Genomic DNA, 15,573 nt, shown 5'->3' on the forward strand with positions numbered 1-15,573 from the left:
TCCGTACCATGGTACGGGGGTTATGAAGGGTCCTGCCATGACAGACAAGACCCCCAAATCCGCCCATTGCGAGTCGCACGATCACTCGCATCATGACGCCCACACCCAAGCCAAGGGAGTGTGTTCGCACGATCTATCGCCCGGCGAGAATGCCAGCGCGATTGATCCCGTTTGCGGCATGTCCGTGAACAAGGCGGAGGCGAAATACACCGCCGAATACAACGGCAGCCGGCACTTCTTCTGTTCTCCAGGTTGCAAGGACAAGTTCCAGGCCGATCCCGAACACTACGTCTCGGGCAAGCACCTCGATGCTGTCGAGGACCTGCCGGAAGGCACGATTTACACCTGCCCGATGCACCCCGAAATCCGCCAAGTCGGCCCCGGCAACTGCCCGATTTGCGGGATGGCCCTAGAGCCAGAGACCGTGTCGCTGGACGACGGTGTCGATCCCGAGCTGGTCGACATGAGCATGCGCTTCAGGTGTAGCGCGGTGCTGACGCTGCCCCTGTTCCTCTACACTATGGCTGAGATGGTGCCGTCGCTGGGTCTCGGGCACCTGGTTCCTCCGCATCTGGCGCAATGGCTGCAGGCCGCACTGGCGACTCCGGTCGTTCTGTGGGGCGGATGGCCGTTCTTCGTCCGCGCCTGGCATTCGCTGGTGACGCGGAACCTCAACATGTTCACGCTGATAGGGTTCGGCGTTGCGATCGCTTACGGCTTTAGCCTGGTCGCAACGATCGCTCCGGATCTCTTCCCCGCCTCGTTTCGCGACCATTCGGGCCGGGTCGGGGTCTATTACGAAGCCGCCGCCGTCATCACCACGCTGGTCCTGCTCGGCCAGGTCCTCGAACTCAAGGCGCGGGGCTCGACTTCGAGCGCACTGCGCGCCCTGCTCGAACTGGCTCCGCCGAGCGCGATGAAGATATTCGGTCCTGGCGACGAGCGCGAGGTGACGCTTGACCAAGTGACCGAAGGCGACCGGCTCCGCGTTCGGCCCGGCGACAAGATCCCAGTCGATGGCACGATCGAGGAAGGATCGAGCTACGTCGACGAATCGATGATCAGCGGCGAACCGCTCCCGGTCGAAAAGCGGTCAGGTGACCGGGTCATCGGCGGGACGGTCAACCAGGCCGGCGGCTTCGCGATGCGCGCCGAGTATGTCGGCAAGGACACGATGCTCGCCAAGATAGTGCAGATGGTCGCCGCCGCGCAGCGCAGCCGGGCCCCGATCCAGCGCCTCGCCGACAAGGTCGCGAGTTGGTTCGTCCCTACGGTGATAGTCGCATCAGCGATCACCTTTGTCGTATGGGCGATCTGGGGGCCGCCGCCCGCATTCGCCTACGCGCTGGTTAACGCCATCGCCGTGCTGATCATCGCCTGTCCATGCGCGCTCGGCCTCGCGACACCGATGTCGATCATGACCGGCACCGGCAAGGGGGCCCAGAACGGCATCCTGATCCGCAACGCCGAAGCGCTCGAAGCGCTTGAGACGATCGACACGCTTGTCATCGACAAGACCGGCACGCTGACCATGGGCAAGCCGGAGCTCGTCTCCTTGCTGCCGGCCGGAGGCATCGACGAATCCGACCTATTGGCTGCGGCGGCCGCTGTAGAACTTGGAAGCGAGCATCCCCTCGCGCATGCCATCGTCCAAGGTGCGAAAACTCGCGATCTTCCACTCGGGCAGGCGACCGATCTCAAATCGGTCACCGGGGAGGGAATCGAGGCAACGGTGGGCATCCGGCGGGTGGCGATCGGCAACGAAAAGATGATGCGCCGGGTCGGGGCGACGGACGAGGCCTGGCTGGCATCCGCGGAGGAAGGCAGGAAACGCGGGCAAACAGTGATGTTCGTCGCCATCGACGGCAAACCGGCCGGGCTGCTCGCCGTGGCCGACCCGATCAAACCGACCAGCAAAGCAGCCATCGAGGCACTGCAAGAGCGCGGCATCCATGTCGTGATGCTGACCGGGGACAGCCGCGCAACGGCCGAGGCGGTGGCGCGCGAGATGGGCATCGACGAGGTCGAAGCCAACGTGTCGCCCGAGGACAAGAGCCGCAAGGTGAGCGAGCTGAAGGCCGCCGGGCGACGCGTGGCCATGGCAGGTGACGGGATAAACGACGCCCCTGCCCTGGCCGCTTCGGATGTCGGTATCGCAATGGGCACCGGCACCGACGTCGCTATCGAAAGCGCGAGTGTGACGCTGGTGCGCGGTGACTTGACGGGCGTAGTCCAGTCGATTGCGCTGTCGAGGGCGACGATGCGGAACATCCGCCAGAACCTGTTCTTCGCGTTTGGGTACAACGCACTGGGAGTTCCGATCGCCGCCGGCGTCCTGTTCCCTGCGTTCGGCCTGCTGCTCAATCCGATGATCGCGGCAGCTGCGATGAGCCTCTCTTCGGTCTCGGTGATCGGAAACGCGCTGCGGCTGCGTCGGCTCGATCTCGCGAAGGCCGTTTGAATTCCTTTCCCAGAAACTCGACGTTCGAAAGACCAACTGAAATGAAGATGTACCTACTTGCCGGCGCGGCCCTGTTGGTGGTGCTTCCGCTTCCGGTGCTGGCGCAGAACCAGCCCGAAGCAGAGGATTCCATGGACCATTCGAAAATGTCCATGCCCGAGATGGATCATGAGCAGGTTGAACCGGAGGCGACCGACCACGGTGGAATGAAGCACGACACAAGGGACCATGGCTCGATGGATCAAGGGCAATCGGACGTATCGCATACGGACCACGGGGCGATGTCCATGGGTGAAGGGGGCCAGGGTTCAGGCACATCGCGTTTGCCGTCGAACGAATCGATGTCGCACGGCGCAATGATCGGGGTTGGCGGCGACGCGATGCTGATGCTCCACGGCTTCGTATGGCCTGTCTACACGCACCAGTCGGGTCCGCGCGGGGACGACAAGGCCTACGTCCAGTCGATGGCCATGGCGACGCTGTCAGCGCCGTTCGACGGTGGCAAGTTCACCATAACGACAATGATGAGTCTCGAGCCGCTGATGCGGCACGATGGCTATCCGAACCTCTTCGCGACCGGCGAAGTGGCCTACGGCGAGCCGCTGGTCGACCGTCAGCACCCGCACGACCTTTTCATGGAATTGTCCGGACGGCTCGATATCGACATCGTCGAAGATGCCGGTGTCTTCCTGTACGGCGGTCCGGTGGCCGAGCCCGCCCTCGGCCCGAGCGCGTTCATGCATCGCGCCAGCGCACGCTACAATCCGGAGGCGCCGATCACCCACCACTGGTTCGATTCCACGCACATCGCCTATGGCGTCGTGACTGTGGGCGTTGCGGCCAAGGGCTGGCAAATAGAAACCAGTGCCTTCCGCGGACGAGAGCCAGACGAGTACCGCTGGAACATCGAGAAACCCGATCTCGATAGCTGGAGCATCCGTGCAAGCTTCGCCCCATCTCCGTCATGGTTGCTCCAGGCCAGCTACGGCCAGATCAACGATCCGGAGGAATTGCATGCCGGAGAAGACGAGCATCGCACGACGGTTTCCGCCCAGTACAACGACGGCAAGGGCCTGTCGGCCTTGGCTGCCTATTCGGCCAAAGATCGCGTACCGGGCGAGACGCTGACAGCGTGGCTGGGCGAAGTGAATTGGGACATCGACGACCATCACACATTGTTTGGCCGGGTCGAAAACGTGAAGAATGACGAGCTCTTTCCCGATCACGACCACCCATTGCACGACGAGCCGTTCCGGGTGACGAAGTTCCAGGCCGGCTATGCCTATCGTCTACCGCTCGGCCCGGTGAACCTTGCGCTTGGCGGGACGGTTGCGGCCTTCGCGAAGCCCTCGGCGCTTGATGCCTACTATGGCAATTCGCCGGTCGGCTACACGCTGTTCGCCCGCTTCAGCCTTGGAAGCTAGGCCGCAAGCTCCGCACAGAGCCACAGCAGAGGCGCCTGCCCGTGCAGGTCGCCGGTGACGGTGGGGCGGTCGAAGTAGAACTGCGCGTTGTCGGCCTGACCGGTGCCGACGCAGACACCGCGCAGCTTGCCATCCGGCTCGACTCGATCGCACAGTCCTTCCCAGGCGTGCTGCGCAGCGGTGCGGTATGGTGCGGCGGACAGGAACCCGGCGTTCGATGCGCGTACGAAGGCATAGGCGAACATCGCGCTGCCGCTGCTTTCGGTCCAGGCTTCGGGGTGGTCGATCAGCTGGCCCCACAGGCCGTCTGCGCGCTGGGTGCGCAGCAGCGCCTCCATCGTGCGCTCGAAACCGGCTGAAATTGTTGGCCAATGTTGGTGCTCGCGGGGCAGGATCGAGAGGATTTCGGCCAGACCTGCGGCGACCCAGCCATTACCGCGTGCCCAGAAGAATGGCGCCGTCAGGCCGTGGTGGAAGAGCCAATTGGGCTGCTGCAATCGCTCGAGATAGCGCACCGCCATCAAGGCGGATCGGTCAATGAAGCGCTTCATTCCGGTCGAACGAAACGCCTGGGTCTGCAAAGCACCGATCATCCAGACGTCGTCGATCCAGTAACGCGCCTGTTTCGTCAGGCCGTCATCGCCGGTCTCGGCCCATTGCCCGTCGGCGAGCTCGATCCCGCGCTGCTCGTCGTCCGCCAGCATGGCCCAGGTGCCAATCACATTGGCGTCGACGTGGTTGGCGCTGTTGGGCATCAGTGCTGCCTTGGCCCATCGGGTGCGAACGATATCGAGCAGGCTGGGGTCGGAGAGGTTGGCTGAAAGCCTCGACACGCCCAGCGCCACACCCGCCTCGGCGTAATGTGGTGCGACGACATCGGGGATCTCGTAGAGCACGACGTCGGGACGTGAGCCCCATTCCAGAGCGGCGGTCTTGCCGACCGAGAGAACTGCCGGATCGGGCGATGCGGACGGCCGGACACCGGAAACGCAGCCGCCTAGTGCCAGCATTCCCATCGTGCCGAGAAGCGAGCGGCGGGAAAGCTCCGCGCTGCTCAATCGCCGCACTGAACCGCCCCGGAGGTCTCGTAGAGCACCTTGCCCGATCCGGTGCTCAATTTCACAGAGCCGTCGAAGGTCGGGCCCTCGCCTTCGACCGCGAGATCGAGCACGCGATCGTCGGCCAGATAGCGCGAACCGGTGCCGTTGCGGACTTCCTTGCACTGCGGATCGAGCGGGAAGCGGTGGATCTCGCCATCGATCTTCATCACCGCCTCGTCGCCGAACGCCATCACCACCGGAGCCATCGACTTGCCCGAGGCGTAGGAGCAATTCGGCCCATGCAGGTCGTTCGCCTCGATCTCGGGATAGCCGATGGGTTGCAGTACGAGCGCCCTGGCCGGTGCTTCCGCGTCCTCGACCGGATCGCCGCCGCAGGCAGCGAGCAACGGAAGTACGACGAGGGCCGCAATCCGCATCAGTGCCGCCCGAACAGCTTTTCCACGTCGCCCATAGACAGCTTCACCCAGGTCGGGCGGCCATGGTTGCATTGGCCCGAGCGTGGCGTCCGCTCCATTTCGCGCAGCAGGGCGTTCATCTCCGCTACGTTGAGCGTCCGACCCGCGCGAACCGAGCCGTGGCAGGCCATCGTGGCAAGAACGTGCTCGATCTTTTCTTCCAGCAGCAGGCCCTTGCCGTGCTGGGCGATATCGTCGGCGAGGTCGCTCAGCAGGCGTTCGGGATCGCCACCCTTGAGCGCCCCGGGCATGGCGCGGACCAGCATTGCTCCCGGACCGAACCGCTCCATCACGAGGCCGAACCGGGCGAACCGCTCCGCCTGATCCTCGAGCCGGTCGCAGGCCGGTTCATCCAGTTCGACGACCTCGGGGATCAGAAGCGCCTGGCTGGCGGCCACCTTGTCGCCCGCCCCCGCCGCGCGCAGCCGTTCCAGCACGAGCCTTTCGTGCGCCGCATGCTGGTCGACGATGACGAGACCGTCCGCCGCCTCGGCGACGATGTAGGTGTTGGCGATCTGCCCGCGCGCCACTCCGAGCGGGTACTCGGCGGCCTGCTCGGGATCAGGTTCGGCCTGCTCGGCACGGCCCAGCGGCGCGTCCATGACCTGCGCCTCGAAGCCGCGGAATGCCTCGCTGGTCGCCCGCACGTTGCTCGAAGGCGCGGTCCAGTCGCGGCCGCGGAAAATCGAGCCGAGCGCCGGAGCGATCGCCGGTTCGACCTGCCAGCGCCCCATCGCGCCCGCATCGGGAGCCTGCGCGCTGCGGCGGTCGCCGGTCGAGAGGGCCTGTCGCAGGCCGGAAACGATGAACCCGCGCACTGCCGCGGCGTCGCGAAAGCGCACCTCGGTCTTGGCCGGGTGCACGTTCACGTCCACCTCTTCGCTCGGCAAGTCGAGAAACAGCGCCAGGACCGCGTGGCGGTCGCGCGCCAGCATGTCGGCGTAAGCCCCGCGCACCGCGCCGACCAGCAGCCGGTCCTTTACCGGGCGGCCGTTGACGAACAGGTACTGGTGGTCGGCGACCCCGCGGTTGTAGGTCGGAAGGCCGGCGATGCCGGTCAGCCGCATCTCGCCGCGTTCGAGGTCGATGGCGACCGAGTTGTCGGCCAACTCGCGCGCCACGATCATCGCCACGCGCGGGGCCAGCCCTTCCCCGCCCTGCAGGTCGAAGATCGTCCGTCCGTTGTGTTCGAGCCGGATCGAGACATCGGGCCGCGCCATGGCCAATCGGCGCACGATGTCGAGACAGGCGGCGTATTCGCTGCGCTCGGTCCGCAGGAACTTGCGCCGGGCCGGGACCCTGGCGAACAGTTGCTCGACCCGCACCCGCGTTCCCGGCGGCAGGGCCGCAGGGCCCTCGTCGGTCACCGCGCTGTGGTCGGTCACCCGCCGCCAGCCCTGCTCGGAGCCGCGCACCCGGCTTTCCAGTGTCAGCCGCGCGACGCTGGCGATCGACGGCAGCGCCTCGCCGCGGAAACCGAGCGTGGCGACCTTCTCGATCGCATCGTCAGGCAGTTTCGACGTCGCATGCCTTTCGAGCGCGAGCGCCATTTCGTCGGCGGTCATGCCGCATCCGTCGTCGGTGACCTCGATCCGGCTGAGACCGCCCTCGCCCAGCGAGACCGCGATTCGGGTCGCGCCGGAATCGATGGCGTTCTCGACCAGTTCTTTGAGCGCTGACGCCGGACGTTCGACCACTTCTCCCGCGGCAATGCGGTTGACCAGGGTCTCCGGAAGGCGGCGAATTTGGGGCATGAATTGCAGGGTAACGGCGGGGCGCTCGAATTTCGAGCCAAGCGGGGTAAAAACCCGTCGATTGCGTTACAAATTTTTGGTGTTTGACGGGGCATTGCATTAAGGGGGCCCGACGCGCCGGACTCACCGGTACAGCCCCACACCACCTATCCGCGGCAAAGCCCGGAAAAATAATGGAATTCCGATGAGTTCTTTCTTCACCCGCCTCTTTTCGTTCGGCTCGCAGAACATGGCGATCGACCTCGGCACGGCGAACACGCTGGTCTATGTCCAGGATCAGGGGATCGTACTCAACGAACCGTCCGTGGTGGCAATCGAAACGATCAACGGGATCAAGCGGGTCAAGGCCGTCGGCGACGACGCCAAGCTCATGATGGGCAAGACACCCGACAGCATCGAGGCGATCCGCCCGCTGCGTGACGGTGTCATCGCCGACATCGAAATCGCCGAAGAAATGATCAAGCACTTCATCCGCAAGGTCCACGGCAAGCGCACCAGCATGTTCCGCCACCCGGAAATCGTGATCTGCGTGCCTTCGGGCTCGACCTCGGTCGAGCGCCGCGCGATCCGCGACGCGGCATCGAACGCCGGCGCCTCGGAAGTCTTCCTGATCCTCGAGCCGATGGCCGCGGCGATCGGCGCCGACATGCCGGTGACCGAGCCGGTCGGCTCGATGGTCGTCGACATAGGCGGCGGCACCACCGAAGTCGCGGTACTCTCGCTGCGCGGTCTCGCCTACACCACCTCGGTCCGCACCGGCGGCGACAAGATGGACGAAGCGATAGTTTCCTACGTCCGCCGACACCACAACCTGCTGATCGGCGATGCCACGGCCGAGCGGATCAAGAAGGATTACGGCGTCGCCACCGTGCCGGAAGACGGCGTCGGTGAAGCGGTGACCATCAAGGGTCGCGACCTCGTCAACGGCGTGCCCAAGGAAATCACCATCAATCAGGGCCACATCGCCGAAGCGCTCAGCGAACCGATCGGCGCCATCGTCGAAGGCGTGCGCATCGCGCTGGAAAACACCGCGCCGGAACTGGCCGCCGACATCGTCGACCAGGGCATTGTCCTGACCGGCGGCGGCGCGCTGATCCGCGGGCTCGACGATCACCTTAAGGAAGAAACCGGCCTACCGGTCAGCGTGGCGGAAGACCCGCTTTCGTGTGTCGCGCTGGGGACTGGACGGGCGATGGAGGATCCGGTCTATCGCGGCGTGCTGATGACCGCCTGATCCTCCGGCATTGTAGGGAGGTAAGGCGGCGATGGCTCCGCCCTCGAACAGGTCCGGGTCGAACCGCAAGGCGCAGCTTAGCGTCTTTACGGGTTATGTCCTGGCGAGTGTCGGCGCGCTGATCGGGGCAGCGTTGCTGATCATCTCGCTGTGGCAACCGCAGGCGATATCGGGACTGCGCTCGATGGCGGTCGACGCAACCTCGTCGGCCGGCGAAGCAGGCGCGTCCGCGCGGACCGGCGGCAGGAGCTTCTTCGAGGCCATCGCGGGTTACTACCGCGCCGGCAGCCGCAATGCGGAACTGCAGAACGAAAACGAGGTTGCGCGGGTCAAACTGGTCGAGGCGCAGGCCATCGAGCAGGAAAACAAACGCCTCAAGGCCGCACTCGGACTCAGGGACGGCGAGGTGAAGCCAGTGGCGCTCGGCCGCCTCATCGGCTCGACCTCCTCCAGCGCCCGGCGCTTCGCATACATTTCCGCTGGCAGTTCCGAAGGCGTGGGCCGGGAAATGCCGGTGGTCTCGCCGATGGGTCTTGTCGGACGCATCTTCGAAACAGGTTCGCACAGCGCGCGGGTCCTGTTGCTGACCGACAGCGAGAGCATGGTCCCGGTGCGCCGATCCACCGATGACGTGGTCGCCTTTGCCGAAGGCCGTCCGGACGGATCGCTCCGCATCAGGCTGATCAACCTCGGTATCAATCCGCTGAAGAAGGGCGACGTCTTCGTAACCTCCGGCGCGGGCGGGTTGTTCCGGCCGAACATCCCGGTCGCAGTTGTCGAGGAACTGACCAAGGACGGTGCGGTCGCCCGGCTCCTGAGCAACCCTGCTGCGACCGACTACGTCAGCGTCGAGCCGGTCTGGCAGCGGGACGCCGTCGAGATGTTAAGTTCTTCGCCCAGTGCACCGGCAACGGAGAGCGAATGATCGATCCGATCAACCCACGCTCCCGGCAGGATGCCTTCGGCAGCAAGATCAACCGCGACCATTCCCCTGCCCTCGTATACGGGGTGCCGTGGATCTCGATTCTCCTCGGGTCTCTTACACCGCTCCTGCCGATCATTGCGCCCGCACCGCTGCTTCCGCCGATCGCGTTCGTGTTCATGGTGGCGTGGCGGCAGTTGCGGCCGGGCTTGCTGCCGCTCTGGGCCGGCCTGCCGTTCGGTGCGTTCGACGACCTGTTCTCCGGACAGCCCTTCGGCAGTGGTATCCTGCTCTTTTCGCTCGCCTTGATCGGCCTCGACCTGCTCGACCTGCGGTTCCCATGGCGCGGTTTCTGGCAGGACTGGTTCATCGCTTCGGGCCTTCTGGCGGCCTATATCCTACTGGCTGCGGTGTTTTCCGGGTCGCAGGTCGGCGGCGAACATCTCGTGACCTTGATGCCGCAGTTCTTGCTCTCGCTGTTCTCCTACCCCATCATCGCGCGCATGGTGTCGCAGCTAGATCGTTTCCGCCTGTTCCGCGTCCGCCGCTTGGGATGAAGCCATGGCGCGTACGTATAATGCCAGCACCCTTCACCAGAGTTTCGATCGCCGCAGTTTCGTAGTTGGTGCGGTCCAAGGCGGAATCGGCCTGCTCCTCGCGGCGCGCATGGGCTACCTCTCGATCGCCGAGAACGAAAAGTACAAGACCGAGTCCGAGAGCAACCGCGTCAACCTCTCGCTGATCCCGCCGCGGCGTGGATGGATACTCGACCGGAACGACGCACCGCTTGCCTCCAATCGCGCCGACTTCCGCGTCGACGTCATTCCGGAATGGATGAACGAGCCGGAAAAGACCGTCGCGCAGCTGGGCGAGATCCTCGATCTCGACGCGGCGACGATTTCCGAGGTCCAGCAGCGCGTGAAGCAGGCCGTCGGCGCACAGCCGGTCGAAGTTGCCTCGGGGCTCAACTACGAGCAGTTCGCCGCGGTCAGCGTCCGCATCCCCGACCTGCACGGCGTCGTGCCGCAGCGGGGTTTCTCGCGCTATTATCCGACCGGGCCCTCGGTCGCGCACTTGCTCGGCTATGTCGGGCCAGCAAACGCCGAGGAATACAAGAAGGAGCCCAACCCGCTGCTGATCACGCCGGGCTTCAAGATCGGCAAGGACGGCATCGAGAAGGCCTTCGAAAAGGACCTGCGCGGTCTACCCGGTGCGCGGCGTGTCGAAGTCACTGCTTCCGGCCGGATCGTGAAGGAACTGGAGACGCGCGAGGACGTCCAGGGCCAGGCGATCAAACTGACGATCGACGGTCCATTGCAGGACTTCGCTTCGCGCCGTGTCGGCCTGGAATCCGGCTCGGTCGTGGTGCTTGACTGCCTGACGGGCGGCATTCTCGCCCTCGTCTCGATGCCGGCGTTCGATCCCAACAGCTTCGTCGGCGGCATCGGGCGGCTACGCTGGAAGATGCTCAACGAGGACGACCACATTCCGCTGCTCAACAAGGCGGTGCGCGGTCTCTATCCTCCCGGCTCGACAATGAAGCCGATGGAGACCCTTGCGCTTCAGATGCACGGTGTCTCGCCAGACGAGCGGGTCCATTGCCCGGGCGGATACCAGCTTGGCAGGCGATTCTTCCGCTGTGATGCGGTGCATGGCACGGTGGACATGCGGGCGGCGATCGAGCGGAGCTGCAACACCTACTTCTGGTCCATGGTCCACCGCGTCGGCTACGACACCTTCGCGTCGATGGCACGGACCTTGGGACTGGGCGACGAATTCGACCTGCCCGGCGTGAACCAGCGCTACGGGACCGTGCCCGATGCCGAATGGAAGATGCGCCGCTACAAGCAGGAGTGGACCGCATCGGACGGTCTCAACGCATCGATCGGCCAAGGATATGTGCTGACCAATCCGCTGCAACTGGCGGTGATGACCGCCCGCATCGCGACCGGCAAGAACCTTATCCCGTCGCTCTTGTTCGGCAACCAGCAGAAGCTTGGCCCTCCCCTGCCGTTTACGCCGGAGCAACTCCAGGTCACGCATGACGGGATGTTCCGAGTGGTCAACGGTGCAGGCACCGCGGGCGGCGCGAAGTTGCGGCTGGACGGCATCCAGATGGCCGGCAAGACCGGTACTGCGCAGGTGCAGAAGCTGGTCGCCCGCGGACATTTCGGCGACTGGAAATCGCGCGACCACTCGCTGTTCATCTGTTACGCGCCGGTCGACAACCCGCGCTACGCAATTTCCGTGGTGATCGAGCACGGCACCTTCGGCGCCCGCGCGGCGGCACCTATTGCGCGCGATGTCATGACCTACCTGTTCGATCCCGAGATGGGCCTGCAGACCCTGCACGAACTCGAAAAGCAGTGGGGCGGTACCGCACAGCAGCGGCTCGACGCCAAGTACAAGAGCTTCGCCGCTGCGGAGGGCATCATCATCCCGCCCACGCAAATCGATCAATTTTCGGAACGAAAGATGGTCGATGCCGAGGCGAAGGTGCCCGCACCCGCGCCTGCTGCCGTTGAAGCGGCGCGTGGCGGAGAAACACGATGAAATCGTCGATCCTGCCGCCCTTCATTGCCGACCAGCCTTGGCGCATCCTGCTGACGCTGACCGCGCTCGTCTGCTTTAGCGGGGCCGTGCTCTACTCGGCAGCCGGCGGCGAATTTTCCACCTATGCCGCTTCCCAGCTATGGCGTTATGCGATCTTCCTGGTCGCCGCCTTCGTGCTTTCGTACATGCGCCCCGAATTCGTGCGCATGGTCGCCTACCCTGTCTACGGAGGCGTCGTCCTGCTCTTGCTCGGCGTCGAATTGCTCGGGCAGATCGGCGGCGGCAGCCAGAGATGGCTAAACATCGGGCCGCTGGTCTTGCAGCCGTCGGAGCTGATGAAGCCGACCATCGTCCTGGTCCTTGCAACCTACTACCATTCGCTCCCGGCAGGGTACGTCAGCAGCTGGCGCTCGCTCATCCCGCCGGCTGGCCTGATCGGCGTGCCGATGGTGCTGGTGATGCTTCAGCCCGACCTCGGGACCGCGCTGGCCATCGCTTTTGGCGGCGCAGTCATCATGTTCCTCGCAGGTCTCCCGGCGCGCTGGTTCGTCGGCGCTGGGCTTGCCGGAGTAGTCGCTGCGCCGCTGGCCTATTTCTTCCTCCTGCACGACTACCAGCGAAACCGTGTGACGACCTTTCTCGACCCGGAGAGCGACCCGCTTGGAACCGGGTACCACATCACCCAGTCGAAGATCGCTATCGGTTCCGGCGGAATCGTTGGCAAGGGCTTCGGCAACGGTTCGCAGAGCCATCTCGACTACTTGCCCGAACCCCATACCGACTTCGTCTTCGCCACCATGGCAGAGGAATGGGGCCTCCTCGGCGGCCTGTTCGTCCTGCTTGTTTTCGGGATCGTCCTGCGCTGGGGGCTTAGCGTCGCCCGACGCGCACCCGACCGCTTCAGCCAGCTGCTCGCGGCCGGGATGACCGCGACCATCTTCTTCTACGTGGCGATCAACCTGATGATGGTCATGGGCCTTGCTCCGGTCGTCGGCATCCCCCTGCCTTTCATGAGTCACGGCGGATCATCGATGATGACCAACATGATCTGCATCGGCACATTGATGATGATCGACCGCAGCAGCAAAAGAAGGGGCACTACGGGCCTTGCCTGAATCGAAAGCCCCGCTATATGGGCCGCTCCCCGTGATTCGGGGGCCTGCCGAAACCGGCATGTGGACGCATAGCTCAGTTGGTAGAGCAGCTGACTCTTAATCAGCGGGTCCTAGGTTCGAGCCCTAGTGCGTCCACCATTTTCAAAGACTTAGCGATGGCGTGTGGCGCGTCTGCAACGCTGTCTAACATTCTGTCTAACGCGCGCGGCCGATTTCCAATTCACCGCCGATTGACAGCTCCGGCTCCCCTGCGCAGCTTCGCGGCTGAGGCTGGGGGACGCCATGGACGCTGACACGATTGAGTGGATCATCTTCGGGCCGCTGATTGTCGGCATGCTCATCTTTTCCTGGTGGGCGATGGAAGAAAGTCACCGGCGGCTGGACGATCCCAACGATGACCGGACCCTCTACCTGGACCAGCTCCCTGGCAAGCTCGCGCTCTTTCCCACCGGCACATACCGGGTCACGGTCATCCGCCAGAGCGGCAACGTCCATGCTGAGCACATCGTGACCGGCACTGCACAGGATGCCCTGGCGGCCGTCCTGGCCACGTTCCGCCGGGCGAAAATCCCGGCCGTCCACATCGGCACGAATACGGAAACGGAGCTGAGGATCGGGCGGCTCTACCATGACCATCGCGGCCGCAAAGAGGGCAAGAAAGTCGGGAGCGCCCATATCGCCTTGCTGGAGCGAGCCGAAGCTCCAGCCCTGGCTGAGCCGTCATTCACCATCCAGCCGCTCGGCTTCACGTGCGACTGCGGGGCGCGTGCCGAAGTGCCATTTGCCGAGATCGCGGAACCGCGCGCTTGCCCCGAATGCGGCGTGGACGCGACCCTTACGCCGGATGAGGTTGCTCAGATTGAGGCGGCGGCCGAGGAAGCGAGGGCCGAGGCGCTGGAGCGCTTTCGAGCCGGGGAGACCACCATCCACGTGGAGCGCAAGATCACCACTGAGGATTAGTCTGGAGGCGGCTGTGGCGGGCCGCTGACGAAGCCGATGCGTCAGGCGGTCCCTAACTCACCCTGGCCGCGAACGCGTATTCCGTCCTAGACGCTTTGCGCCGCCGGTTTGGTGAAGGGGCGGGTGCCGAAGAGCGAGCTGGAAGCGCTCCCTGCCCCGTCAGCTCTTGCTCAATCCGGCGGTCCCTTGAGGCCATAGTCGGCCATGCTCCTCGCTCTCCGGATGGATATCCAACTCCGCTCCGTTGCATCGCGGCAATTCTTCCAATCGCCCGGCGACAAGCTCTCAACCCGCTCGGCATGCCGCTCAGGAATGAGCATGCGGAACGGCCCGCCAGCCGCGCCCTCCTCTTGGAAAAGCCCCATCTCAGGATCGTGGTCGAGCAAGGTCCAGAGCTTGTCAAAGGCATCCTCGAACGCTGTCCGGGTGGCCAGGTCCATCGACTTGATACGGAACATGCGGGTCTCCTCATCGCCGGGTGCGGCCGCATCACCATAAAGTGGCGATCCGGACGGTCAAATCGGGCCTTGCGCGAGTCCTTCCCCTAGGTGCCGGTTCGCCGGACGCGCTCCGTTTCAACCATGTTGGGGCGGAGCATCGCGAACGTGGGTGCGGTCGCATCGCTGTAGGATTGGCCATGCATCCGCCGCACCGCTCCCCTCATTGTCCGGACGCCGGGCGCGAACATATACCGCATCGCGTTGGCGAGCCTAGGCAGCTCAAAGATGCGATGCTGTTCCAGATACGCCAGGGCGGGCACTCTCCCGCCAGGACGCCACCAATCGCCCTCGGTGTTGGCCGCGAACCAGCGATGCGACTTGATGCCATTGATCCAGAGCCATGGATCAAGCCTTTCCACACCCTCGGCCGAGATGCGCCACAGTGGGAGGTAGTCCCTGGCAAACACCACCTCGGAACCATCCTCCAGGGTCCAGATGCCGTAGGGCAACCAGAGCCGGGCGGGCAGGAAATCCGCGATGGGGGTTCGCGGCGTCACTGCCTCAAAGGTCGCACAGCAGCCTTCGCCGGAGTCATACAGCACATTCACGATGCTGTCGGTCCATAGGAGATAGCCGACACGCGGCCCGCCGATGGTTTTGACCTTCACGATTGTTCCCGGCTTGCCGCGCGCGGGCGCGCCCAAGTCTTGCTGTCGGATCGCCGCCATGTGGACGGCGAGCTGTTCATCAATGCCCCAGGGGGCCGCACCGAGAAGGCGGGCTTTCGAGAGTGCGTATTGCACGTCCCCGCATTCCAGGTTGAGCGAGAGCGCGAGGGCGAGCACCAGTTCCGTAGCCACCTGGGTGCTGAATGCGGTGGGATCGGGACCGGGCGCGTGAAATGAAGCGCTCAGCTCATGCCAGTCGCGGTAGCCGCTCGCGCACGCCAGAGCCTCATGGGCACTCGCGAGCGTCACCTCGGGAGACAGGCGGGCAAGGAATTTGGCGGCGGCCTTGGGCCGCTCGATATCGGGAAAATAGAGACGCATCGAACCACTCCGGCGGTGCTGATAGAGACGTGTCCACTTGGCCCACTGCGCACCTGGAAAGGTTCCGCTGGGTTGAATTCGCCTGCCCGGAAGCTTCGCCATTGTGGACGGCATGGCCGGTTGAGCCGCCGCCGTCATACCATCA

Annotated in this window: 13 protein-coding genes and 1 tRNA gene; 9 read left to right on the forward strand and 5 right to left on the reverse strand. The window is 64.5% G+C overall.

Annotation, left to right across the window (positions count from 1 at the left end; all coding sequences use genetic code 11):
- Positions 1–37: 37 nt before the first annotated feature.
- Together GRI89_RS04910 and GRI89_RS04915 are read left to right on the forward strand one after the other, a co-directional pair.
- Complete coding sequence (locus GRI89_RS04910; RefSeq protein WP_159792743.1) at positions 38–2,461, forward strand: heavy metal translocating P-type ATPase; 2,424 nt, start codon at positions 38–40, stop codon at positions 2,459–2,461.
- A 41-nt stretch (positions 2,462–2,502) separates the two neighbouring features.
- Positions 2,503–3,885, forward strand: a complete 1,383-nt coding sequence (locus tag GRI89_RS04915) for a hypothetical protein (RefSeq protein WP_235912788.1) — start codon at positions 2,503–2,505, stop codon at positions 3,883–3,885.
- Here the strand turns inward: GRI89_RS04915 and GRI89_RS04920 are convergent.
- Genes GRI89_RS04920 through mutL form a run of 3 tightly spaced genes read right to left on the reverse strand, consistent with a single transcriptional unit; the run spans position 3,882 to position 7,155 of the window.
- Positions 3,882–4,952, reverse strand: a complete 1,071-nt coding sequence (locus GRI89_RS04920) for a glycoside hydrolase family 88 protein (protein WP_159792745.1) — start codon at positions 4,950–4,952, stop codon at positions 3,882–3,884. The two genes, GRI89_RS04915 and GRI89_RS04920, sit on opposite strands and share 4 nt — an antisense overlap.
- Positions 4,940–5,362: a hypothetical protein gene (locus tag GRI89_RS04925; protein WP_159792747.1), complete on the reverse strand. Its 423-nt coding sequence runs from the start codon at positions 5,360–5,362 to the stop codon at positions 4,940–4,942. The genes GRI89_RS04920 and GRI89_RS04925 overlap by 13 nt, the downstream gene beginning before the upstream one ends.
- Entirely contained in the window at positions 5,362–7,155 is a 1,794-nt protein-coding gene (gene mutL / locus GRI89_RS04930; RefSeq protein ID WP_159792749.1) for a DNA mismatch repair endonuclease MutL, read from the reverse strand. The genes GRI89_RS04925 and mutL overlap by 1 nt, the downstream gene beginning before the upstream one ends.
- A gap of 184 nt (positions 7,156–7,339) precedes the next feature.
- Here mutL and GRI89_RS04935 point away from each other — a divergent pair, with 184 nt between their 5' ends.
- From GRI89_RS04935 to GRI89_RS04965, 7 genes are all read left to right on the forward strand, one after another.
- Complete coding sequence (locus tag GRI89_RS04935; protein WP_159792751.1) at positions 7,340–8,389, forward strand: rod shape-determining protein; 1,050 nt, start codon at positions 7,340–7,342, stop codon at positions 8,387–8,389.
- Between the two features lie 31 nt (positions 8,390–8,420).
- The gene (mreC, locus tag GRI89_RS04940) at positions 8,421–9,314 is read left to right on the forward strand and encodes a rod shape-determining protein MreC (RefSeq protein WP_159792753.1); all 894 of its coding nucleotides are present in this window, start codon (positions 8,421–8,423) and stop codon (positions 9,312–9,314) included.
- Positions 9,311–9,868: a rod shape-determining protein MreD gene (locus GRI89_RS04945; protein WP_159792755.1), complete on the forward strand. Its 558-nt coding sequence runs from the start codon at positions 9,311–9,313 to the stop codon at positions 9,866–9,868. Before mreC ends, GRI89_RS04945 begins: the two co-directional genes overlap by 4 nt.
- Positions 9,869–9,872: 4 nt before the next feature.
- The gene (mrdA, locus tag GRI89_RS04950) at positions 9,873–11,864 is read left to right on the forward strand and encodes a penicillin-binding protein 2 (protein ID WP_159792757.1); all 1,992 of its coding nucleotides are present in this window, start codon (positions 9,873–9,875) and stop codon (positions 11,862–11,864) included.
- Positions 11,861–12,979 (forward strand): rod shape-determining protein RodA, encoded by a 1,119-nt coding sequence (rodA, locus tag GRI89_RS04955; protein WP_159792759.1) that lies wholly within the window; start codon positions 11,861–11,863, stop codon positions 12,977–12,979. Before mrdA ends, rodA begins: the two co-directional genes overlap by 4 nt.
- 62 nt (positions 12,980–13,041) lie before the next feature.
- Positions 13,042–13,117: transfer RNA gene (locus GRI89_RS04960), tRNA-Lys, on the forward strand.
- 144 nt (positions 13,118–13,261) lie between these two features.
- Entirely contained in the window at positions 13,262–13,939 is a 678-nt protein-coding gene (locus GRI89_RS04965) for a hypothetical protein (RefSeq protein ID WP_159792761.1), read from the forward strand.
- A 170-nt stretch (positions 13,940–14,109) separates the two neighbouring features.
- Here the strand turns inward: GRI89_RS04965 and GRI89_RS04970 are convergent, their stop codons facing one another.
- Both GRI89_RS04970 and GRI89_RS04975 read right to left on the reverse strand, forming a co-directional pair.
- Positions 14,110–14,397, reverse strand: a complete 288-nt coding sequence (locus GRI89_RS04970) for a hypothetical protein (protein WP_159792763.1) — start codon at positions 14,395–14,397, stop codon at positions 14,110–14,112.
- Positions 14,398–14,483: 86 nt separating this feature from the next.
- On the reverse strand, positions 14,484–15,530 hold the full coding sequence (locus GRI89_RS04975) for a hypothetical protein (protein ID WP_159792765.1): 1,047 nt from the start codon (positions 15,528–15,530) through the stop codon (positions 14,484–14,486).
- Positions 15,531–15,573 lie beyond the last annotated feature (43 nt).

The sequence above is a fragment of the Croceibacterium salegens genome (assembly GCF_009827435.1).
Lineage (GTDB): Bacteria > Pseudomonadota > Alphaproteobacteria > Sphingomonadales > Sphingomonadaceae > Croceibacterium_B > Croceibacterium_B salegens.